Origin of the sequence: Nocardia sp. NPDC050435, assembly GCF_040655395.1 — a bacterium.
Classification (GTDB): Bacteria; Actinomycetota; Actinomycetes; order Mycobacteriales; family Mycobacteriaceae; genus Nocardia.
Window position 1 is genome coordinate 91,721 of record NZ_JBFAJW010000014.1, and the last position, 21,119, is coordinate 112,839.

Below are 21,119 nucleotides of genomic sequence, written 5' to 3' on the forward strand. Positions count from 1 at the left end.
AGCACCTGGCACAAGACGGCGCGGGGCCTCAACTTGTCCGCCCGCTCGAGCACTGGACCGGTCGCCGTGGCTAACCCGGCAGCACCGGCACCGCGCTGGAACCCAGCCCCGGCACCTCGCGCCAATACGATTCGCCGCCATCGGGAATCGTCGTGAGCTCCAGCACCGCGCGCGAATCCGCGACGTACTGGTGTTGCGGTGAGGCGCTGACCAGTCGCATCGGTGGGGTGAGGTTCTGGCTGATCTGCGAGGTCAGTTGGGACCCGTCGATCGAGACGGTGCTCACCGGATCGATATTGCCCTCGCGGGCGATCATGATCGTGTCGGCGGTCAGCCAGCTCAGCGAGACCGCGCGGGTGCTCAGCCCGGCGGCGATCGCCAGCGGCGAGGTGAGCGCGAAGGTGCCGTTGGGCCGCCGCTCCACCACCGCGACATAGACCTTGCCGTCGGCGATCAGCGCGGCGCGCACCCCGGACCGGGAGATCCGCAACTCCGTGATCGGCAGCCGCAGCATCGGATCCGCCTGCGCCGCCTTCAGCGCCGAGATGTCGACCTCCTGCGGCGAGACCGTCCCGGTGGCGCGGTCGTTGACCGCCCGGATCACCTTCTCGCCATCGATCACCACCCAGGCCGCGCTGCCGTCCGAGCTCCAGGACGGGCGGCTGATGGTGGCGCCCTCCGCGATCGGGAAGGCGGTGCCGCCGTAGCTGCCGACCATCAGCGTGCGCTGCGCCTCCGGGGCGGGCCGGCCGGACTCGGCGACCGCCGCGACGATCTGGCCGTCCGAGGAGATCGCCGCGGACTGCAGATTGTTGACGGTGCCGAAATAGCCGGGCGCGTTGACCACACCGGTGTCGGTGACCTGCGTCAGCGCCCCGCCACGTAGCGCGTGCAAGCCGATTCGGTTCTGGGCCTGCACCGCCGGGCTGAGCTGCTGCACGTCGGCGACCGACCAGCCCGTCGCCGCGAAGCGCTCGTCCAGGGGTTTCCCGTCGGCCAGCAGCATGTACGGGCCGAGCACATCGGCTCCGGCCAGCGTGAGCACCACCTGACCGGCCAGCAGTTCGCGATCACGCGGACTCAGGTTCCCGGCGCCCGCGAAATCGATGCGCACGCCGCCCAATCCGACGCCGACCTCCTCCGGGTCGCCGTTGGCCTTGGTGATGTCGCCGCGCAAGGTCACCGGGGCGGTGAGTTCGTTGCGGATCACCGGCGCCAGCGCGGGCTGACTGCCGCCGCTCATCAGCTGCAGCAGCCGGGCGGCCAGCTCGTTCTTGGGCGCGGCGATCCAGCGCAGATCCGGCACCAGCACGCTGCCGGTCGGATCGACGAAGTACAGCGGGTAGCGCCGGTAGGTCTTGGCGAAGGCGGACTCGTCCATCACCACGCCGTCGGGCAGCTCATCGATGCGCCACTGCCCGTCGACCTTGCTCATCTCGATCTTGTTCTCCAGCAGCGAGCCCTCGATCGCACGGTAGGACCCGTCCGCCGACAACTCGGCCACCTTGCGCGCGCGGATCACATAGGTGGCCTTGTCCGGCGTGCGGGATTCCCGCAGCGTGTCGGGGCGCTCGACGATGGTGGTGCTGGTCTCGTCGTCCCAGGTGGTGGAGGCTGCCGCGGTCATGTACTGCCGCGCGGCCACATGCCGGTTGGCGGGTTCGGCGTTGGCCTGCAGGAAATCCCGCAGCAGCAGGTCCGGATCGCGATCGGCCGCGGGCTGCGGCGGGCCCTCGCTGGTGGGCTCCCGGTTGATCGTGCCCAGGGCCTGCGGCGAGGAGTTCTCCGGCAGGCTGGCACAGCCCGACAGCACCGTCAGCGCCGCCAGCGCGCCGGCCACGAGCGTCGGCAGCCGGGATTTTCTCCGGGATCGCGTGGACGCAGTCATACCTGTTTGTCTCCAGGTTCGGTGAGCACGTCGGGACCGGGCGGTGGGGCACCGTCCGTGGGCTGGGCCGGGTCCGCGGCATGACCGTTGGCGGCGGGTTCCACGACATGGAACGGCTGGCTCGCGACATCGGCGTTGTCGTCGGCGTCGAGTTCCACCGGCAGCGAGGGCTTGCGTTGCAGCGGCTCCAGCGGGAGCGGGCTCGGACCGAGCTTGCGCCCGCGCACCAGCGGCAGGGTGAGCCGGAAGCTCGCGCCGACGCCGGCCTCACCCCAGGCTTCCAGCCGGCCCTCGTGCAGATTCGCGTCCTCGACGCTGATCGACAGACCGAGGCCGGTGCCGCCGGAACGCCGCATCCGCGACGGATCCGAGCGCCAGAACCGGTTGAAGACCAGCTTCTCCTCGCCGGGCCGCAGGCCGACACCCTGGTCGCGCACCACCACCGCGACCGAGTTGGCCTCGACGTCACCGCGCATCCGGATCAGCACCGGCTTGCCCTCGCTGTGGTCCAGGGCGTTGGCGAGCAGATTGCGCAGCACCCGTTCCACGCGGCGCGGATCCACCTCGGCGACCAGCGGTTCCTCGGGCAGGTCGACCACGACCTCGACGCCGGTGTCCTTGGCCAGATGCCGGACGGTGGAGATGGCGGCCCGCGCGCACATGCGCAGGTCCAGCGACTCCACCTGCAACTCGGCCACGCCTGCGTCGTGCCGGCTGATCTCGAGCAGATCGTTGAGCAGGCCCTCGAACCGGTCGAGTTCGGTGACCAGGAGTTCGGAGCTGCGGGCCAGGGCGGGATCGAGATCGTCGCTGCTGCCGTGGATCAGATCCGCGGCCATGCGCACCGTGGTCAGCGGGGTGCGCAGCTCGTGGCTGACATCGGAGGTGAACCGGCGTTGCAGATTGCCGAACTCCTCGAGCTGGGTGATCTGATTCGACAGACTCTCGGCCATCTCGTTGAACGCCTGGGCCAGCCGGGCCATGTCGTCCTCGCCGCGCACCAGCATGCGCTCCTTGAGGCGGCCGTCGGCGAACCGGCTGGCGATGCGCGCCGCCGACCGGATCGGCAGCACCACCTGGCGGGTGACCAGCGCGGTGATCGCGGCCAGCAGAACCAGCAGCACGAGACCGCCGATCATCATCGTGCCGCGCATCAGCGAGAGACTGCGCTCCTCGCTGGACAGCATGAAGATCAGGTAGATCTCCAGCGTCGGCACCTCGGCGCTCGGGCTGCCGATGATGAGGGCGCGGCCGTTGTAGCCGTCGGGATCGGAGACCATCGCGAACTGGTAGCTGACCTGGTTGCGCTGGACGAACCGGCGCAGTTCCTCAGGCACCTCCTGGATCGGCCCGGCGGAGATGGGCTGCTGCGGCGTGCCCCCGATCATGACCAGCGCGGAATCGAAACTGCCTGCCGCCCCCGAGGAGCCGGAGCCGCCCGCCCGATTGGACAGGGCGTTGCGGGCATCGTTCAGACGTTGCTGCTGACTGCCGGCATCGTGCACCCCGGTCAGCTGCGCCTCGACGGTATTGCGGGCGCGATCCATCTCCTCGACCGCCGCGTTGATCTTCGCGTCCAGCAGGCGATCGGTGATCTGACTGGTCAGCACCACGCCGAGGATGGTGATGACGATCAGCGACAGCGTCAGCGTCGAGACGATGACGCGCAGCTGCAACGAGCGCCGCCAGACATGACCGAGCCCGGTGCCTGCCTCTTTGAGCCAGGCCACCGCCGGTGCCAGCGATCGTTCGACGCGCGCGGCGAGTCCAGGCGCCTCGGGCGACCGCTCTCCCCCCGCAGTGTCGCCCGGGCGCTCCGGGTTATCTGTCACGGAGGTCCGGCCTTGTACCCGACCCCGCGGACGGTCAGCACGATCTCCGGGTTCTCCGGATCTTTCTCGACCTTCGCGCGCAAACGCTGCACGTGCACGTTCACCAGACGGGTATCGGCGGCGTGCCGGTAACCCCAGACCTGCTCCAGCAGGACCTCACGGGTGAACACCTGGCGCGGCTTGCGCGCCAGGGCGACCAGCAGGTCGAACTCCAGCGGCGTCAGCGAGATCTGCGCACCGCCGCGCGTCACCTTGTGCGCAGGCACATCGATGACGATATCGGCGATGGAGAGCAGCTCGGCCGGCTCCTCCTCGGTGCGCCGCAACCGGGCGCGCACGCGGGCGACGAGCTCCTTCGGCTTGAAGGGCTTGACGATGTAATCGTCGGCGCCGGACTCCAGGCCGAGCACCACGTCGACCGTGTCGGTCTTGGCGGTGAGCATCACGATCGGAACGCCGGAATCGGCACGCAGCACGCGGCACACGTCGATGCCGTTCATGCCGGGCAGCATCAGGTCCAGCAACACGAGATCGGGGCGGATCTCGCGAACCGCCGCCAGGGCCTGTGTGCCGTCGCCGACCACGTGCGGGTCGAACCCTTCCCCGCGCAAGACGATCGTGAGCATCTCAGCGAGTGCCATATCGTCGTCGACGACCAGAATCTTGGGCTTCATAATTACTATGTTGTCATCTCCCAGGCCAGGAACGGGGCGGCACGCCAACACTGGTGCGAACCCGCCGCACATCCAACCTTATCCGGCAACCAATTCGGTCAACCGCACGGCCAGCGATGCCGGATCGTCATCGGATCGTATTCTCCACCACGGACCGTGCCACGCGCTTTCGGCCAGCTCACGATAGACCTCGAGGGTGCGCCGCTGCAGACCGCCGTCGCGTTCGTAGGCGTCCAGCGCGCGGTTCGCGTCGAGTTCGCCGCGCTTGCGGGCGCGTTCGGCCGCGAGCTCGGTATCCACGTCCAGCAACACCTGCAGGTCCGGGCGCGGCAGGCCGAAACGCGCGAACTCCAATTCGGCTGTCCAGCGGACGATCTCGCCCCCGGCCGGCTGCTCCAGCCGCGCCGCGCTGTAGGCCGCGTTGGAGGCGACATAGCGGTCCAGGATGACGATGTCGTTGTCGAGCAACAGTTTCGTCAGTTCGGCCTGCGCGTCGGCCCGGTCCAGCGCGAACAGCAACGCCATCGCATTCACCGAGGCGGCCAGGTCGCCGTGCGCGCCGCGGAGCGCCTCGGCGGCCAGGTCGGCGTGCACCGACCGGCCGTACCGGGGAAAAGCCAAGGTCGCCACCCGGGACCCGCCCGCCTGTAGCCGCGCGGACGTCGCCTCGATCAGCGTGCGCTTGCCCGCGCCGTCGAGACCCTCCACCGCCACCAGGACACCCATGGCCAGGAGATTACAGGCGCACAAGCCGCCGTAATTCGGGGCCTCGCCAGGACCGGCTCGCCTGCTTGAATGCTGTGATGCACGCTCGCACCGCCGGCGCGGTCGGTCTCGCCCTCGCCGCGACCCTGTTCTGGGCCACCCCCTCCGCCGCGGCCGAACCCGCCCCCGTCGGATTGTTCACCGGCTCCACCTACCCCGGCTCCGGCCCCGCCACCAGCTTCCGCCTCTGCAACCTACTGCGCGTGTTCTCCCCGGGGACCACCTGCCTGCCACCCGACGCCGGGCGAAACCTCATCGCGCGCAACGGCGTTCACGCCGGATAGGCGCTGCGACACCGAGGCGCGGTGTGGCAGCGAAGCTTTGGTCCAGGCCACACCGCGCCGAAGGAGGTGATGGGACGGCCGAACATCGCCGGGCGAAAGAGTCCCATCCACATCACTTTCGTGATGCGCTCCGAGCGTACCTGGCCCACAGAGCAATTCATGCGGATTCGCTATTTCTGTCGGATTGCCCGCGTAGGGTGATGCCACCTCCCACCGAGGGGCGGCGTGGCACTCGCTAGTCCGAGCCACGTCGCGCCGAGGGAGGAGGTGATGGAATGGCTAAGCATCGACGACGGAAAAGCAAGGCCCCGGTCGACTACGGCATCATCCTCACAGTTGCTGCCGCAATCGCCGGGGCGCTGGTGCTAGTCCGTCGAGTATGGGTTAGCTAGTTCTCCATCAGGTGGGGATCGTCTATGCAGGGCGGTCCCCACCGCTCGACATCACTTGCGTGACGAACTCGATGATACTTGACCGGCGCCGACCTCGATAGCGATCGGCGAGAGGTCAGTACCGGTAGTGCTCGGGCTTGTACGGGCCCTCGACATCCACACCGATGTACTCGGCCTGATCCTTGGTGAGCTTGGTCAGCGTGCCACCCAGAGCCTCGACATGGATCTTGGCGACCTTCTCGTCCAGCGCCTTGGGCAGGCGGTAGACCTCGTTGTCGTAGTTCTCCGGCTTGGTCCACAGCTCGATCTGGGCGATCACCTGGTTGGAGAAGCTGTTGGACATCACGAACGACGGATGCCCGGTGGCGTTGCCCAGGTTCAGCAGACGACCCTCGGACAACACGATGATCGCCTTGCCGGACTCCTTGAAGGTCCACTCGTCGACCTGCGGCTTGATCACGATCCGGGTGGCGCCCGAACGCTCCAGCGCGGCCATATCGATCTCGTTGTCGAAGTGGCCGATGTTGCCCAGGATCGCGTGATCCTTCATCGCCTTCATGTGATCGAGGGTGATGATGTCCTTGTTGCCGGTCGAGGTGATGACGATGTCGGCCTCACCGATCGCCTGCTCGACGGTCACCACGTCGAAGCCGTCCATCAGCGCCTGCAGCGCGTTGATCGGGTCGATCTCGGTGACCTGCACCCGCGCGCCCTGCCCGGCAAGCGATTCCGCGCAGCCCTTGCCGACGTCGCCGTAGCCGGCGATCAGCACCTTCTTGCCGCCGATCAGCACGTCGGTGCCGCGGTTGATGCCGTCGATGAGGGAGTGGCGGGTGCCGTACTTGTTGTCGAACTTGGACTTGGTGACCGAGTCGTTGACGTTGATCGCCGGGAACACCAGCTCACCCGCGGCGGCGAACTGGTAGAGCCGCAGCACGCCGGTGGTGGTCTCCTCGGTGACGCCCTTGACGCTCTCGGCGATCTTGGTCCACTTGGACTTGTCGGCCTCGAGGCTGGCGCGCAGCAGGTTGAGGAAGACCTTGTACTCGGCGGAGTGATCCTCGTCCTCGGGCGGGACCACGCCGGCCTTCTCGAACTGCGCGCCGCGCAGCACCAGCATGGTGGCGTCGCCGCCGTCGTCGAGGATCATGTTGGCCGGTTCCTCGGGCCAGGTGAGCATCTGCTCGGCGGCCCACCAGTACTCCTCGAGGCTCTCGCCCTTCCAGGCGAAAACCGGGGTGCCCTTGGGCTCTTCGACGGTGCCGTGCGGGCCGACGACGATCGCGGCGGCGGCGTGGTCCTGGGTGGAGAAGATGTTGCAGGAGGCCCAGCGCACCTGCGCGCCGAGCGCGACCAGGGTTTCGATCAGCACCGCGGTCTGCACGGTCATGTGCAGTGAACCCGAGATCCGCGCGCCCTTGAGCGGCTGGACATCGTGGTATTCGCGGCGCAGGGCCATCAGGCCGGGCATCTCGTGCTCGGCGAGGCGGATCTCCTTGCGGCCGAACTCGGCCAAGGACAGATCGGCCACTTTGTAATCGATGCCGTTGCGCACATCGGCGGTAAGTTCTGAGGTCGTCATCAGCCTCTCCTGGTCGACAGTTCCGGGGACAAGGCTAGTCGGAGACGGCGCTCACGTGGGCACCTGGTCGGGCGGTCACGCCTCGGCCGCGGCCTCCGGGCCCTGGGCCCGCGCCGCGATGATCCGACGGCGCTTGCGGGGCTGGATATTCGCGCGGCTGATATCGCCGTCGTAGTGCGCGAGCACCCGGTTGTCCATGACCGCGCGCCACAGCGGCGGAACGGCCGCGAGCACGATCATCGAGGCGTACCCGGCGGGCAGTTGTGGCGCCTGCATGGAGCTGCGCAGGGTCTGGTAGCGCCGGCCCGGGTTGGCGTGGTGGTCGCTGTGCCGCTGCAGGTGGAACAGGAAGATATTGGTGACGAGCCGGTCGCTGTTCCAGCTGTCGCGCGGCGAGCAGCGCGCGTAGAGCCCGTTCGGCCGGCGTTCGCGCAGCAGGCCGTAATGCTCGACGTAGTTCACGGTTTCGAGCAGGGCCGCGCCGATCACCGCCTGCAGCAGCAGGTACGGCAGGGCGCCCAGCCCGAACACGGCGAGCAGTCCGGCGAAGAGCACCAGCGACATCGACCAGGCCTGCAGGATGTGGTTGTGCGGGCTCCACCAGCGCTTGCCCTTGCGCGCCAGGCGTTCGCCCTCCAGGCCGATGGCCGAGCGGAAGCCGCCGAGCACGCTGCGCGGCAGGAACTCCCAGAGCGATTCGCCGAGCCGGCCGCTGGCCGGGTCCTCGGGGGTGGCCACCCGCACATGGTGGCCGCGGTTGTGTTCGACGAAGAAATGTCCGTAGCAGGACTGTGCGAGCGCGATTTTCGCCAGCCAGCGCTCCAGGTGCTCGACCCGGTGGCCGAGTTCGTGCGCGGCGTTGATGCCGATTCCGCTGACGAAGCCGAGCGTCGCGGCGAGCCCGAGCTTGTCGACGACGCTCAGGTCATTGCCGGCCCACATGAAACAGGCGATGCCCAGCCCGATCAGCTGGATGGGTAGGAAAAGGTAGGTGCACCAACGGTAGTAGCGATCGTTGGACAGTAGCTCGTAGTCCTCGTCACGCGGGTTGCTGCCGTCCTCGCCGACCAGCCAATCCAGCAGCGGGATGACGATCAGCACGATGATCGGCCCGATCCACCAGAACACCGGCTGCTGCGTGTGAAGCACCAGCTGGGAGGGCAGGAGGGCGGAGGCGGGTGCGATGAGGCCCAGAACCCACAAGTGGCGCTTGGGGTCCGGAGACCCCGCAGGTTTGCCAGCCGATTGCACGTTTGCCCCGCTAAATATGAACCCTAACTCCGACGCATGAGAATACTTGCAGACTTTACGTCTGTTACAGGAGCCCTTCGCGGGGAAACGTGGCAGCAGTTACAACCACGGCGGTCGGTTTTTAAGCTGGGGCACATGTGATCCGGGTCACGGCACACGCTCGGCTAACCAAGGGTGCCCTGACTTCAAAAGCCTTGGGTCAAGGGCGAGGACCAGCGCCGATCGGGCTGCGCCGCCGTCCGGGCGGAGCCGCCGCAGGCCGCGAGCCTCGGCCTGCGAGGTCACGAAACGCGCTCCTCGCCGGGTATCGCCCGGCCCCGCAGCCCGGGTCCGGGCCGCGGCGAATCCCCGAGCAACAGACGGGCATCGGAGCGAAACACGTGTACAACGATTTGGTCTCAACATGTTTGGGGACGCCCGCCCCCGGAGCGATCAGCGCAGCAGTACTTCGGCATTCGGCGGCAGCGCGTCCACCGGCCACCAGCGCAGATCCGTCGACTCGTGACTGCGCACGGGCACCGCGCCCGCCGGCGCGGTCACGCGGAAGAGCAGATCCAGGTGCCGAGTGGGGACGCCGAGCGAACAGGTGATCGAATGGGCCTGCACGCCATACAGTTCCGGGTCCAGCACCAGCCCCGGGATCCCGGACTCCTCGGTCGCCTCGCGGTAGGCCGCGTCGGCCACGGTCTCGTCGGTCGCCTCACAGTGCCCACCGAGCTGAATCCACTTGCCCACCCGGGGGTGCAGCGTCAGCAGCACCTCGCGACCGTCGTGGGAGAAGACCACGGTGGACGCGGTGATGTGCCCGGGGGCGTGCTCCCGCAGGCACCCGCGCGGCGCGGAACCCAGGAACGCGAGCAGCGCCTCACGCAGTGACTGCTCGGGAGCCGTTCCCGGAGACCAGGTCTCGAGCAGTTTCGTGGCGGAGGCGTGCAGGGACTCGGCGGTCATCGGGGTCCTTCCCGGCCCGGCCCGGAGTGCACCGGGACGACAACGGATATCGACGGTCCAGGCGAACCACGGGGCGGAGGGCGCGGAACGACCGAACACGGGCGGCGTCCAGCGGGTTTCAAGCGCCCGCCGGACGTGTTCTCACAACTCGACCAGCCCCGCCCCCGGGCCCGGCACCGGGCGCGGCGCCAGTTCCTCGAGCGGATGCCCGATCGCGATGGCGCCGAGCGGGTTCCAGTCCGCCGCCAACCCGAGCACCTCGCGGGTGACCTCGGGGGCGAAGATGGTGGACCCGATCCAGCAGCTGCCGATGCCCTCGGTGGCCAGCGCCACCAGCAGCCCCTGCACCGCGGCGCCGACGGCGACGGTGAACATCGTCTTCTCGGCGGCACGGCGGCGCTCGTCCGGATAGTCGTGCGCCCCGTCGGGCACGCAGAACGGGATGATCACCTCGGGGGCGTCGAACAGGATCTGCCCCCGCGCGACCCGGCGTTCGACGCTGTCCGGGGTGCGGCCGTCGCCGCTGAGATCGGCCCGCCACTTGTCGGCCATCGCGGCCAGCAGCGCGGCCCGGCGAGCCGGGTCGCGCAGCCAGACGAAGCGCACCGGCCGGGTGTGGTGCGGCGCGGGCGCGGTCAGCGCCACCCCCACCGCGGCCCGGATGCGTTCGGGATCGACCGGGGTGTCGGCGAATCGGCGCACCGAGCGCCGCAGCAAAATGGCCTCCCGCCGGCCCTGCTCGATGGCCTCGGCGGTGCCGAGCCAGAACAGATCGTCGGTGCCGCCGCGCAGCAGATCTCGCGCGGTCGATCCGTCGTCGGCGCTCGCCAGCCCGCGCACCACCGCGACCGGGAGCCCGCCGAGCTTGCCCTTGACCAGATCCGCCGCGGCGGCGAGCTCGTCGGCCAGGGCGATCTGGGTGACGTGCAGCTCGTTGCCCTGACCGTCCACCGCGCCCGCGTAGTCGTGCAGCACGCGCAGCCCGGACGCGCCGATGGCCGCGTCGATCTGGCCGTTGCGCCAGGCCCGGCCCATGGTGTCGGTGATGACGACGGCGACGTCCACGCCCAGCCGCTCCGCGAGCGCGGCGCGCAACGCCTTGGCGCTGGCATCGGGGTCGGCGGGCAGCAGCACCAATTCGCCCTGCTCCACATTGGACCCGTCGACGCCGGAGGCGGCCTGCACGATGCCGAGCTTGTTCTCGGTGATCAGGGTGCGGCCCTTGCGCGCGAGCACGCGCACGGCCTCCTGGTCGACCAGGGCCCGGCGGGCGGTGTCGCGTTCCTCGGGATCGGTCGGCGCGGCGACGATACGGCCCTCGGCCTTGGCGACGATCTTGCTGGTGACCACCAGGATGTCGCCGTCGGCGAGCCACGGGGCGCACTCGGCGATATGGGCGGCCAGGTCGGCGCCCGGGCGGAACTCCGGCAGCCCGGTGATCGGCAGGATCCGCAGTTCGCCCGCCGCGTGATCGGTTACCGCCGTCACCACTTCACCTCCGCGAGATCCAGTGCCTCCCGGACGATTTCGGCCGTCGTGGGCGGGTCGGTCATGAGCAGCGGCACGCTGCGCACCTCGACGCCGGGTACGTCGGCGGTGTCGGTGCTGTGGATCAGCCAGCCGTCCAGGATGCCGGTGGCCGAGCGGGCGCCGTAGTGCCGGCCGATCGCCTCGGCGGTGGTCTCCACCCCGATCACCGACAGGCACTCGTCGGCCATGCCGCGCAGCGGCTTGCCGTCGATGACTCCCGACACGCCGATTACCTTCGCCTCGGTGGTGCGCAGCGCGCCGCGGATGCCCGGCACTGCGAGGATGGATCCGATGCTGACAACCGGGTTCGACGGTGCCAGCAAGATGGCATCTGCCCCCGCTATGATCTCCGTCACATTTGGGGCCGGTTTTGCTTCATCTGCCCCGATTGGGGCAAATCCGTGCGTTTCGACGTTCGCTCGATAGCGCACCCACCACTCCTGGAAATGGATCGCGCGACGTTCGCCAGGGTTCTCCGGATCACTCACAACGACATGTGTTTCACATCGATCGTCGGTTGCCGGGATGAGTTTGACACCCGGCTGCCAGCGATTGCAGAGGGCTTCGGTGACCGCCGAAAGCGGGTATCCGGCACGCAGCATTTCAGTTCGAATCAAGTGCGTGGCGATATCTCGATCGCCGAGACCGAACCAATCCGGCTGGGCGTTGTATTTGGCGAGCTCTTCCTTGGCATGCCAGGTTTCGCCGACCCGGCCCCAGCCGCGCTCCGTATCGATGCCGCCACCCAGCGTGTACATGCAGGTATCGAGGTCGGGACAGATTCGGAGGCCGTGCATCCAGACGTCGTCGCCGACGTTCACGATGGCCGAGACATCGGCGTCGGGCAGCAGTTCCCGGACGCCCTGCAGGAAGCGCGCGCCACCCACCCCGCCGACCAGGACGGCGATCTTGGGCGCGCGCACCGGGGTGCGGTCCGCTTGTTGTGCAGTCACATCCGCACAGCCTAGGCGTAACCGACGCGCCCGACCGCAACTACCTATTTGCCAACCATTTGCTATGGCCAACACCAAGATCAGGACAGAAAACGGCGGCAGATAGTAACGGAATAGTGTCGGCAGCTTGACCATCGACACGTCCGGCGTGTCTAATCACAGGCATGTCATTCCGGGTTCGCGCGAGACCTCAAGGCGCGGACAGCTTTTCGAACGCATGTTCGCACTGGGGTGACGAGCTCGGGGATGTCCGCGGGACAACGTCGCGGGGTAGTGCCGTCGGTGTGCGTGTTGGCCCGACGGAAAGAATCATTCTGCGCTAACACACAGTGAGGAGGCTGAGCGATGGCCGACGATATGGTCACGCCCACCGATTCCACAGCAGGCGCAGTTCATGGCGTCTGCGCAGACATCGACCGAATCGAACACGCCGGTGACGAAGCCTCGGCCCCGGAAGCCACGGCAGCGCCGCGGCTGAGCCTGATCGTGACGGGCTTCGACGAGATGTTCGAGACCATCGAAGAACAGTGGCAGGAACGTGCCCTGTGCGCGCAGACCGATCCGGAGGCGTTCTTCCCCGAGAAGGGCGGCTCGACCCGCGAGGCGAAACGGATCTGCATGGGCTGTGAGGTTCGGGACGAGTGCTTGGAGTACGCGCTCGCCCACGACGAACGCTTCGGCATCTGGGGTGGGCTCTCCGAGCGGGAGCGTCGCCGCCTGAAACGTGGCATCGGCTAGTTAGTCCCCCGCGGTACCGATTCACTCGAACTCGCGCCGACCTCGACTGACGAGGTCGGCGCGAGTTCGCTGTAAGTTTCTCTGCATGGCACGTTCCCGCAACCGTCGACCTCCGACCGCCCGGTCGGTGATCCGCCGCGGCCGTGGTGTGCGCGGGCCGATGCTGCCCCCCACCGTGCCGGCCTGGCGTACCCGCGGCCAGCAGTTCGACCGGCTCGTGCTGGAGGCCTTCGCACCCCTGGACAGCCGCTGGCACGACCGCCTCACCAAACTCGACATCGCCGTCGACGACGTGCCGAAAATTCGTCCGCTGCATCCGGATTCGGTGACCTGGCCGGACGAGGTGGTGGCCGACGGCCCGGTGCCGCTGTCCCGATTGATCCCGGCGGGTGTCGATCGTCACGGCGCCGCCACGCGCGCGCGGGTGGTGCTGTTCCGCAAGCCGCTGGAATTGCGGGCCGGCGACCCCGATGACCTGGTCGACCTGCTGCGCGAGGTGCTGGTCCAGCAGATCGCCACCTACCTCGGCGTCGACCCGGAAATCATCGATCCGGAATAGCCCGAATCGGTGATCTACCGCGTGTCCGAGCCCGCGAAAGCGCCAGGGGGGTTACTCTTCTCGGCGTGATCCCCATGCGTCGTTGTTGCCGACCCGGCTGCAAGAACCCGGCCGTCGCGACGCTCACCTATGTGTACTCCGACTCCACGGCAGTCGTCGGCCCGCTGGCCACCGTCGCCGAACCGCACTCCTGGGATCTGTGTGAAACCCACGGGTCCCGGATTACCGCCCCCAAGGGGTGGGAGCTGGTCCGGCACGAAGGCGGATTCTCCTCCAGCACACCGGATGACGACGACCTGACCGCGCTGGCCGAGGCAGTGCGCGAGGCCGGCCTACGCCGCCGGCCGCCGGAACCGGCGGCCGATCGCGGCTACCGCGACTACACCGCTCCCCAGCAGCCCCGCGCCACCCGCACCGGCCGGCGTGGCCACCTGCGAGTCCTGCCGGACCCGCCGAGCTGATCCGCCCGCGCCACCCGGGCCGGCCGGTCTCCGCGCACCCAACGCCGCCCAGCTGAGTTCCGGTGCGGCTGTGCACACTAGGGTGGTGCGCATGACAGTCGCCCGCTCTGCCGAGTTCGTGAACGCGGTCATCAAGGCCTATGACGTCCGCGGTGTTGTCGGAGAACAGATCGACGCGCGGTTCGTCCAGGATGTCGGCGCCTCGTTCGCGCGACTGATGCGGGCCGAGGGCGCCACCCGCGTGGTCATCGGCCACGATATGCGCGAATCCTCCCCCGGCCTGGCCGCCGCCTTCGCCGACGGCGTCCTCGACCAGGGTCTCGACGTGGTGCACATCGGCCTGGCCTCCACCGACCAGCTGTACTTCGCCTCCGGTCACCTGGCCTGCCCCGGCGCCATGTTCACCGCCAGCCACAACCCCGCCCGGTACAACGGCATCAAGATGTGCCGCGCCAACGCGCTGCCGGTCGGGCAGGACACCGGCCTGGCCACCATCGCCGCCGAGGTCACCGACGGCGTGCCCGGCTACGACGGGGCCCGCGGTTCCGCCACCGAACTCGACCTGCTCGCCGCCTACGCGGCCTATCTGCGCGGCCTGGTCGACCTGGACGACATCCGCCCGCTCACCATCGCGGTGGACGCGGGCAACGGCATGGGCGGGCACACCGTGCCCGAGGTGCTGGGCACCCTCGCGCAGCTGAAGATCGTGCCGCTCTACTTCGAGCTGGACGGCTCGTTCCCCAACCACGAGGCCAACCCGCTGGATCCGAAGAACCTGGTCGATCTGCAGGCCCTGGTCCGCTCCACCGGCGCCGATATCGGCCTGGCGTTCGACGGCGACGCGGACCGCTGCTTCGTCGTCGACGAGCGCGGCGAACCGGTGTCGCCGTCGGCGATCACGGCCCTGGTCGCCGAGCGCGAGCTGAGCAAGGAGCCGGGCGCGGTCGTCATCCACAATCTGATCACCTCGCACGCGGTGCCCGAGCTGGTCACCCGGCTGGGCGGCACGCCGGTGCGCACCCGGGTCGGGCACTCCTTCATCAAGCAGGAAATGGCCGCCACCGGAGCGGTTTTCGGCGGCGAGCATTCCGCGCACTACTACTTCCGCGATTTCTGGGGCGCCGACTCCGGCATGCTCGCGGCCCTGCACGTACTGGCCGCGCTGGGCGAATCCGACCGGCCGATCTCCGAGCTCATGGCCTCGTATGAAACATATGCGGCCTCCGGTGAGATCAACTCCACGGTGGCGGACGCGAAGGAGCGGACGATGGCTGTGCTGGAGGCCTTCGGTGATCGGGCGAAATCGGTGGACCGGCTCGACGGCGTGACGGTCCAGCTCGCCGACGACGCCTGGTTCAACTTGCGCGCGTCGAATACCGAACCGTTGCTCCGGCTCAATGTGGAAGCGCGTTCGCCCGAGGAAGTAGACGCACTTGTGACTGAGATCCTGAGCATCGTCCGAGGCTGACTGGAATAGTGGAATTACACAGGGGTGATGCGATCCGGCAGCACTCCGAGGCCGGAGGGCGGACGGTTCAGCTTGTAGCTGAGATCCGGAGCGTCGTCCGCGCCGGACTGGAATAGTGGAATCACAGCAGCGCGATGAGGGGAGGTGGGACGCCCGATGATCGCTGGAACACCGGTGCTCGACCTCGACGATGCCGCTTCGCTCGAAGCCGCCGATACCGGCGGTGCCCTGCGCTCGGCCGCCTCCGGCGGCGCGCAGGTCCGTGCGACCGCGGCAGCCGTCGGTGAGGATGTGCTGGCCCGGCTCGCCGGGCTGCGCCCCCGCAGTGTGGTGCTGGTCTGTGGCTCCGGCCGGGCCGCGCGCGCCGCGGGCCTGCTGATCGCCGCGCTCGGCGACCGCGCCGGCCTGCCCATCGTGTCCGCCACCACCCTGCCGCCGTGGGTCGGTCCGCTCGATGTCGTGCTGGTGGCCGGCGACGACGCGGGTGATCCGCGCCTGATCGATTCGGTGGACCGGGCCGTGCGCCGGGGCGCCGAGGTGGTGGTCGCCGCGCCGCTGGAGGGTCCGCTGCGGGCCGCCGCGGCCGGGCGCGCCGCGATTCTGGAACCGCGCGTGCAGGTGCTCGCGCACAACCGCATGCTGCGCTTCCTCGCCGCCGGCATCGCCGTGCTGCGCCTGGTCGATCCGTCGCGCACCGCGAACGCCGTCCCCGATCTGACCGCGCTCGCCGACGTGCTGGACGCCGAGGCGTTACGCGACGGCCCGCACAGCGATGTCTTCCACAATCCGGCCAAGACCCTCGCCGCCCGCATGCAGGAGCGCGGCATCGTGCTGGCCGGTGACTCCCCCGCCGCGACGGAACTGGCCGCGCACGGTGCCGAGGTGCTGCTGCAGACCGCGGGCCGGGTGTCGGCCGCGGCCGGGCTGTCCGAGGCGGTCGCGGCGCTGCCGCGTCTCACGGCCGCCGCCGGCAACGCCGGCCCCGATTTCGATCCGCTGTTCCACGACGAGGAACTCGACGGCCCGGCGCCGGTGCAGCGGGTGCGGGTGTTCGTGCTCAGCGCCGACCCGGACCAATCCGCCGCGCGCCGCCGGATCGCGGTGTTCGGCGGCGGTTCCGGCCTGGTGGACGCCGATCTGGTGAGCGCCGAGGTCGATCTGCTGCAGGCCACCCTGGCCGATCCGAGCGTGCCGGCCGCCGCCAAGCCGGACGATCCGGGCGCGGAGCGGCCGGGCGGCAGCTCCGGGCACGGCACCGAACTCGAACAACTGGCCGTGCTGTCGCTGCGCCTGGAGATGGCCGCCGCCTACCTGCGGCTGCTCGGCGGCGAGGCCGCGGCGAGCACCGGTGAGCATTTCGACGGGGGACGCTACTAGTGCACGAACTCGTTGGTGCACTGCGTTCCTACGCCTGGGGTTCGCGCACCGCGCTGGCGCAACTGTGCGGCCGACCGGTCCCGTCGGCTCATCCGGAGGCCGAACTCTGGTTCGGCGCGCACCCCGCCGACCCGGCGCAGGTGCGGCTCGGCGAGTCCACCCGCTCGCTGCTGGAGCACTTGGCCGCCGACCCGGAACGCGAACTCGGCTCGGCCGCACCCGAATTCGGTGGCAAGCTGCCGTTCCTGCTGAAGATCCTGGCGGCCGAGGAGCCGCTGTCGCTGCAGGCGCATCCGAGCGCGGAGCAGGCCGCGGCGGGCTGGGAGCGGGAGAACCGCACCCGGGTGCCCCTGGATTCGCCGATGCGCAACTACCGCGACGACAACCACAAGCCGGAACTGGTGGTCGCGCTGGACCGGTTCGAGGCCCTGGCCGGTTTCCGCAATCCGCTCGGCACCGTCGCGCTGCTCCGGGCGCTCGATGTTCCGGGCCTCATGCCGTACGCGGACCTGCTTGCGGCGCAGCCGGATTCGGCTGGTCTGCGCACCTTGTTCACCACCTGGATCACGCTGCCGCAGAACGTGCTGGAATCGCTGCTGCCCGCGGTGCTCGACGGCTGCGTGCGCTACCTGCACGGGCGCGGCGAGCGCGAGTTCCTCGCCGAGGTGCAGACGGCGCTGGAGCTCGCCGAGGCCTACCCCGGCGACGCCGGCGTCCTCGCCGCGCTGCTGCTCAACCGGCTCACCCTGGAGCCCGGGCAGGGCCTGTTCCTCGCGGCCGGCAACCTGCACGCCTATCTGCGCGGTCTCGGCGTGGAGATCATGGCCAACTCCGACAACGTGCTGCGCGGCGGCCTCACCCCCAAACACGTGGACGTGCCGGAACTGTTGCGGGTGCTGGATTTCGAGCCCATCGATCTGCCGGTGGTGCTGCCCGAATACGCCGCCGACGGCTCGCTGCACTACCGCACACCCGCCCCGGAGTTCGCGCTGCGCCGCTTCGACCTGCCCGCGGGCAAGGAGTTGCCGCTCACCGACGCCGGGCCGGGCATCGTGCTCTGCACGGCGGGCACGGTGCTGCTGCGCCGGGGCACCGACGAGTTGCGGCTCGAACGCGGCGCCGCGGCCTGGATCTCGGCCTCGGACGGGGAGATCCGCGCCGGCGCGGTGGACGGCGACGCCCAGGTGTTCTGCGCCTGCGTCGGCGGGTCGGCCTGATCGGGGTGTCGGCGGCCGGTTCGCCGTCGGCGCCGGTAGTTTGGCGGAATGTCAGCCGGTGGCAGCAGGACAGCGATCTTCGCGGCGCTGGGCGCGAACGCCGGGATCACCGTGGCGAAGTTCGTGGGCGCGCTGATCACCGGCTCGTCCTCGATGATGGCCGAGGCCATCCACTCGGTCGCCGACACCGGTAATCAGGGCCTGCTGCTGCTCGGGCAGAAGCGCTCCGAGCAGGAGCCGGACGCCAAGCACCCCTTCGGTTACGGGCGCAACCGCTACTTCTACGCGTTCGTGGTGGCGCTGGTGCTGTTCACGCTGGGTTCGCTCACCGCGATCCACGACGGCATCAACAAGATTCGGCACCCCGAGCATCTGGAGAAGCCGTTCGTGGCGATCGCGATCCTGGTGGTCGCGCTCTGCCTGGAGGGCTTCAGCCTGCGCACCGGCATGCGGGAATCCCGGGGCCTCAAGGGGCGGGGCAGCTGGTGGCATTTCATCCGGGAATCGCGCAATCCCGAGCTGCCCGTGGTGCTGCTCGAGGACAGCGGCGCCCTGATCGGGTTGAGCTTCGCCTTCGCCGGCGTCGGCCTGACGGTGCTGACCGATGATCCGATCTGGGACGGCCTGGGCACGCTGGGCATCGGCATCCTGCTCGGCTGCATCGCCGTGGTGCTGATCGTGGAGATGAAGAGCCTGCTCATCGGCGAGGGTGCGACCGCGACCGAGGACGCGGCGATCCGGGAGCTGCTGGTCGACGGCAATCGAATCGAGCGAGTGCTGCGCATGCGCACCGAGTACCTGGCGCCGGATCAGCTGATGGTGGCCGCGAAGGTCCGGATGACGCCGTTCCTGGACGTCACCGAGGTGGCCGACGCGATCAACGACGCGGAGGCACGGGTGCGGACGGCCCTGCCGAACGTGGACGTGATGTATCTCGAGCCGGAGATCGCCCGGCCCGAACGCGAGTGATCGTCAGGCCCCCTGCCTGCCGGGATCCAGCAGCTCCAGCGGATCCGTCCGGATGCCGAACTCGCGCCGCAGCACGTGCCGGGCGGCGTTGAGCCCGTTCATCCCGTGCACGCCCGGACCGGGCGGTGTCGCCGAGGAGCACAGGTAGAGCCCGGAAACCGGTGTGGCGTAGGGGTTCCAGCGCGCCACCGGGCGAAAGACCGTCTGGCGCAGGTTCATCGCGCCGGCGGAGATGTCGCCGCCGAAGTAGTTGGCGTTGTGCGCGGGGAGCTCGGCGGCCGTCCAGACGTGCTTGTCCAGGATGAGATCGGTGAAGCCGGGCGCGAAGCGTTCCACCTGCGCGATGACCTGGTCGCTGATGTCGCGGGTGGAGCCGTTGGGGACGTGGGCGTAGGTGTAGAACGTGTGTTTGCCCGCGGGCGCGCGAGTGTCGTCGACGACGCCGGGCTGGATGGCCAGCACGTAGGGCGACTCGGCGTGCCGGCCCGCGGCCACGGTGCGCTCGGCCACCATGGCTTCCTCGCGGGTGCCGATCAGGTGCAGCGTGCCCGCGCGGTCGCAGTCCGTGGCACGCCAGGGCACCGGGCCGGACAGCGCGAAATCCACCTTGCACGCGGCGCCGCCGTAGTGCACCCGGCCGAGCTGGTTGGCGTAGCGGCGCGGCAGGGTGGCACCGCCGATCCGGAGCAGTTCCGCGGGTGAGGTGTCGAAGAGGACCGCACGCGCCGTGGCGAATTCGTCGAGCGAGTCGACGCGCTGGCCGGTGTAGACCTTGCCGCCCAGGCGTTCGAGTTCGGCGATGAGCGCGTTCGGGATGGCCTGGCTGCCGCCGCGCGGCAGCACCCAGCCGCCCGCGTGCGCGAGCGTGCCGAGCAGCATGCCCGCGCCCATGGCGGGGATGGCGCGGGGCGGGGTGATGGCGTGGGTGGCGACGCCGGTGAGCAGGGCGGGGGCGACGTCGTCCTGAAAACGCCTGTTCCACAGGGGCGAACCCTGCTCGAGCACGCGCAGGCCGAAACTGGCGGCGGTGCCGAGTTCGGCGGGCGGGGGCAGGCGGCGCAGATCACCCATCGCGACGTCGACGACCGCCTCCCAGTGCCGCACCAGCGGTGCGAACAAGTTGCGCCAGGCCGCGCCGTCACGGCCCAGGCCCGCCACCGTGCGATCCAGATCGCGCCAGGCCAGGCCCGCGCGGCCGCCGTCGAGCGGATGGGCGTAGGACACCTCGGGGGTGAGCAGGTCGACCCCGTGCGCGGCGAGGTCGAAGGCCCGGAAGAAGGGCGACGCCAAGGCCATTGGGTGTGCGCCCGCGCAGACATCGTGGTGGAAGCCCGGCAGCGTGAGCTCGGCGGTGCGGGAACCACCGCCCGCGGTGGGCTGGGCCTCGAAGACCTCCACCGAGAGCCCCGCCCGCGCCAGGATCACCGCCGCGGCGAGGCCGTTGGGTCCGGATCCGACCACTGCGACATCAGCCATGACCCCACGCTACCGCTGAATCGGGCCGTGGTCGGCGGCCGTAATCGACCGCACAGCGCCGGATCAGGCGGATGCGCCTACAGCGGCGCGCCATTCGCCGATCAGGACCCGCAGCCGCTGCTCGCGCAGGGCGTCGACCAGTCGGCCGGCCCGGTCCAGGGTGGCGATGCCGTGCATCGAGGACCAGGCCACCTCGGTCCGCGCCGCGAGTTCGGGCCCCTGATAGAAGGGGCGGAACGGCGCCTGGATCTCGGCGAAGGCGTCGCGCAGCGCCTGGGGGGCGTCGGGACCGAAGTTCAGGTCGGTCTTGAGGACGAACATGGCGTCGTAGCGGGCGGGGTGCTCCGAGGCGAAGCGCAGGTAGGCGCGGGCGATATTGCCGAGCGCCGCCTCCGGGTCGGCGGCGGCCTCGCGCGCGGCCCGCAGTTCCGTCGCCATGACCGCGCAGCCCTGTTCGGCGACGGCGGAGACGATGGCCTGTTTGCCGGCGAAGTGGCTGTAGAGGACGGGCTGGCTGTATTCGATGCGCTCGGCCAGTTTGCGCACGGTCACCGCCTCCCAGCCGTGTGTTTCGGCCAGTTCCAGGGCGGTGTCGATGATGCGCTGATGGCGTTCGGCGCGTTCGCGTTCCTTGCGGGCTTGGGTGCTCATGCAGAAATACTAGCAGCGCTAGACAAACTATCTACGCTCGTTTACAGTTGCTCCCGAAGCTAGCGATGCTAGATAAATGAGCACCGGGAATGTCGGTGCGG

The 21,119-nt window shown here is 69.4% G+C and carries 19 protein-coding genes; 8 read left to right on the forward strand and 11 right to left on the reverse strand.

The genetic code is table 11. From position 1 onward, the window contains the following. Positions 1-70: 70 nt before the first annotated feature. From lpqB to AB0I43_RS35125, 4 genes are all read right to left on the reverse strand, one after another. Positions 71-1,888, reverse strand: coding sequence for an MtrAB system accessory lipoprotein LpqB (gene lpqB / locus AB0I43_RS35110; RefSeq protein ID WP_357433390.1), 1,818 nt, complete (start codon positions 1,886-1,888; stop codon positions 71-73). Then, complete coding sequence (gene mtrB / locus AB0I43_RS35115; RefSeq protein WP_357433392.1) at positions 1,885-3,618, reverse strand: MtrAB system histidine kinase MtrB; 1,734 nt, start codon at positions 3,616-3,618, stop codon at positions 1,885-1,887. Before mtrB ends, lpqB begins: the two co-directional genes overlap by 4 nt. Before the next feature lie 98 nt (positions 3,619-3,716). Beyond that, a complete protein-coding gene (gene mtrA / locus AB0I43_RS35120) occupies positions 3,717-4,403 on the reverse strand; it encodes an MtrAB system response regulator MtrA (protein WP_209898210.1) in 687 nt (228 codons plus the stop codon). Positions 4,404-4,472: 69 nt separating this feature from the next. Beyond that, the gene (locus tag AB0I43_RS35125) at positions 4,473-5,120 is read right to left on the reverse strand and encodes a dTMP kinase (RefSeq protein ID WP_356975940.1); all 648 of its coding nucleotides are present in this window, start codon (positions 5,118-5,120) and stop codon (positions 4,473-4,475) included. A 77-nt stretch (positions 5,121-5,197) separates the two neighbouring features. Between AB0I43_RS35125 and AB0I43_RS35130 the strand changes: the two genes are divergently transcribed. Continuing rightward, the gene (locus AB0I43_RS35130; protein ID WP_357433394.1) at positions 5,198-5,443 is read left to right on the forward strand and encodes a hypothetical protein; all 246 of its coding nucleotides are present in this window, start codon (positions 5,198-5,200) and stop codon (positions 5,441-5,443) included. A gap of 507 nt (positions 5,444-5,950) precedes the next feature. Here the strand turns inward: AB0I43_RS35130 and ahcY are convergent. The 5 genes from ahcY to cofD form a co-directional block, all read right to left on the reverse strand. After that, the gene (ahcY, locus tag AB0I43_RS35135; RefSeq protein WP_356975943.1) at positions 5,951-7,417 is read right to left on the reverse strand and encodes an adenosylhomocysteinase; all 1,467 of its coding nucleotides are present in this window, start codon (positions 7,415-7,417) and stop codon (positions 5,951-5,953) included. A gap of 75 nt (positions 7,418-7,492) precedes the next feature. Beyond that, on the reverse strand, positions 7,493-8,566 hold the full coding sequence (locus AB0I43_RS35140) for an alkane 1-monooxygenase (RefSeq protein ID WP_356975944.1): 1,074 nt from the start codon (positions 8,564-8,566) through the stop codon (positions 7,493-7,495). A 534-nt stretch (positions 8,567-9,100) separates the two neighbouring features. Further along, positions 9,101-9,619, reverse strand: coding sequence for an NUDIX domain-containing protein (locus AB0I43_RS35145; protein WP_356975946.1), 519 nt, complete (start codon positions 9,617-9,619; stop codon positions 9,101-9,103). Positions 9,620-9,760: 141 nt separating this feature from the next. After that, positions 9,761-11,107 carry a coenzyme F420-0:L-glutamate ligase gene (locus AB0I43_RS35150; RefSeq protein ID WP_357433395.1) on the reverse strand — a complete coding sequence of 449 codons (1,347 nt, stop codon included), beginning with the start codon at positions 11,105-11,107 and terminating at the stop codon, positions 9,761-9,763. Further along, a complete protein-coding gene (gene cofD, locus AB0I43_RS35155; protein WP_356976194.1) occupies positions 11,104-12,072 on the reverse strand; it encodes a 2-phospho-L-lactate transferase in 969 nt (322 codons plus the stop codon). The genes AB0I43_RS35150 and cofD overlap by 4 nt, the downstream gene beginning before the upstream one ends. Before the next feature lie 534 nt (positions 12,073-12,606). Between cofD and AB0I43_RS35160 the strand changes: the two genes are divergently transcribed. The 7 genes from AB0I43_RS35160 (at position 12,607) to AB0I43_RS35190 (ending at position 18,891) form a co-directional block, all read left to right on the forward strand. Then, complete coding sequence (locus AB0I43_RS35160) at positions 12,607-12,840, forward strand: WhiB family transcriptional regulator (RefSeq protein ID WP_194815746.1); 234 nt, start codon at positions 12,607-12,609, stop codon at positions 12,838-12,840. Positions 12,841-12,925: 85 nt separating this feature from the next. After that, positions 12,926-13,399, forward strand: a complete 474-nt coding sequence (locus AB0I43_RS35165) for a metallopeptidase family protein (RefSeq protein WP_356975950.1) — start codon at positions 12,926-12,928, stop codon at positions 13,397-13,399. Positions 13,400-13,464: 65 nt separating this feature from the next. Beyond that, the gene (locus AB0I43_RS35170; RefSeq protein ID WP_356975952.1) at positions 13,465-13,860 is read left to right on the forward strand and encodes a DUF3499 domain-containing protein; all 396 of its coding nucleotides are present in this window, start codon (positions 13,465-13,467) and stop codon (positions 13,858-13,860) included. Between the two features lie 91 nt (positions 13,861-13,951). Further along, on the forward strand, positions 13,952-15,328 hold the full coding sequence (locus tag AB0I43_RS35175; protein WP_356975953.1) for a phosphomannomutase/phosphoglucomutase: 1,377 nt from the start codon (positions 13,952-13,954) through the stop codon (positions 15,326-15,328). 156 nt (positions 15,329-15,484) lie between these two features. Next, positions 15,485-16,705 carry a tobH protein gene (locus AB0I43_RS35180; RefSeq protein ID WP_356975955.1) on the forward strand — a complete coding sequence of 407 codons (1,221 nt, stop codon included), beginning with the start codon at positions 15,485-15,487 and terminating at the stop codon, positions 16,703-16,705. Next, positions 16,705-17,922 carry a mannose-6-phosphate isomerase, class I gene (gene manA / locus AB0I43_RS35185; RefSeq protein ID WP_356975956.1) on the forward strand — a complete coding sequence of 406 codons (1,218 nt, stop codon included), beginning with the start codon at positions 16,705-16,707 and terminating at the stop codon, positions 17,920-17,922. Before AB0I43_RS35180 ends, manA begins: the two co-directional genes overlap by 1 nt. Positions 17,923-17,970: 48 nt before the next feature. After that, positions 17,971-18,891 (forward strand): cation diffusion facilitator family transporter, encoded by a 921-nt coding sequence (locus AB0I43_RS35190; RefSeq protein ID WP_356975958.1) that lies wholly within the window; start codon positions 17,971-17,973, stop codon positions 18,889-18,891. Positions 18,892-18,894: 3 nt separating this feature from the next. Here the strand turns inward: AB0I43_RS35190 and AB0I43_RS35195 are convergent, their stop codons facing one another. After that, on the reverse strand, positions 18,895-20,367 hold the full coding sequence (locus AB0I43_RS35195; RefSeq protein ID WP_356975960.1) for an NAD(P)/FAD-dependent oxidoreductase: 1,473 nt from the start codon (positions 20,365-20,367) through the stop codon (positions 18,895-18,897). A gap of 63 nt (positions 20,368-20,430) precedes the next feature. After that, positions 20,431-21,018, reverse strand: a complete 588-nt coding sequence (locus AB0I43_RS35200; protein ID WP_356975961.1) for a TetR/AcrR family transcriptional regulator — start codon at positions 21,016-21,018, stop codon at positions 20,431-20,433. Positions 21,019-21,119: the final 101 nt, after the last annotated feature.

Bases quoted from the DNA above. Each gene is read 5' to 3' on its own strand.
- AB0I43_RS35175 (WP_356975953.1), top strand. From the start codon at position 13,952: ATGACAGTCGCCCGCTCTGCCGAGTTCGTGAACGCGGTCATCAAGGCC.
- AB0I43_RS35190 (WP_356975958.1), top strand. From the start codon at position 17,971: ATGTCAGCCGGTGGCAGCAGGACAGCGATCTTCGCGGCGCTGGGCGCG.
- AB0I43_RS35200 (WP_356975961.1), bottom strand. From the start codon at position 21,018: ATGAGCACCCAAGCCCGCAAGGAACGCGAACGCGCCGAACGCCATCAG.
- AB0I43_RS35160 (WP_194815746.1), top strand. From the start codon at position 12,607: ATGTTCGAGACCATCGAAGAACAGTGGCAGGAACGTGCCCTGTGCGCG.
- lpqB (WP_357433390.1), bottom strand. From the start codon at position 1,888: ATGACTGCGTCCACGCGATCCCGGAGAAAATCCCGGCTGCCGACGCTC.
- AB0I43_RS35165 (WP_356975950.1), top strand. From the start codon at position 12,926: ATGGCACGTTCCCGCAACCGTCGACCTCCGACCGCCCGGTCGGTGATC.
- AB0I43_RS35180 (WP_356975955.1), top strand. From the start codon at position 15,485: ATGATCGCTGGAACACCGGTGCTCGACCTCGACGATGCCGCTTCGCTC.
- ahcY (WP_356975943.1), bottom strand. From the start codon at position 7,417: ATGACGACCTCAGAACTTACCGCCGATGTGCGCAACGGCATCGATTAC.
- AB0I43_RS35195 (WP_356975960.1), bottom strand. From the start codon at position 20,367: ATGGCTGATGTCGCAGTGGTCGGATCCGGACCCAACGGCCTCGCCGCG.
- AB0I43_RS35130 (WP_357433394.1), top strand. From the start codon at position 5,198: ATGCACGCTCGCACCGCCGGCGCGGTCGGTCTCGCCCTCGCCGCGACC.
- AB0I43_RS35125 (WP_356975940.1), bottom strand. From the start codon at position 5,120: ATGGGTGTCCTGGTGGCGGTGGAGGGTCTCGACGGCGCGGGCAAGCGC.
- AB0I43_RS35145 (WP_356975946.1), bottom strand. From the start codon at position 9,619: ATGACCGCCGAGTCCCTGCACGCCTCCGCCACGAAACTGCTCGAGACC.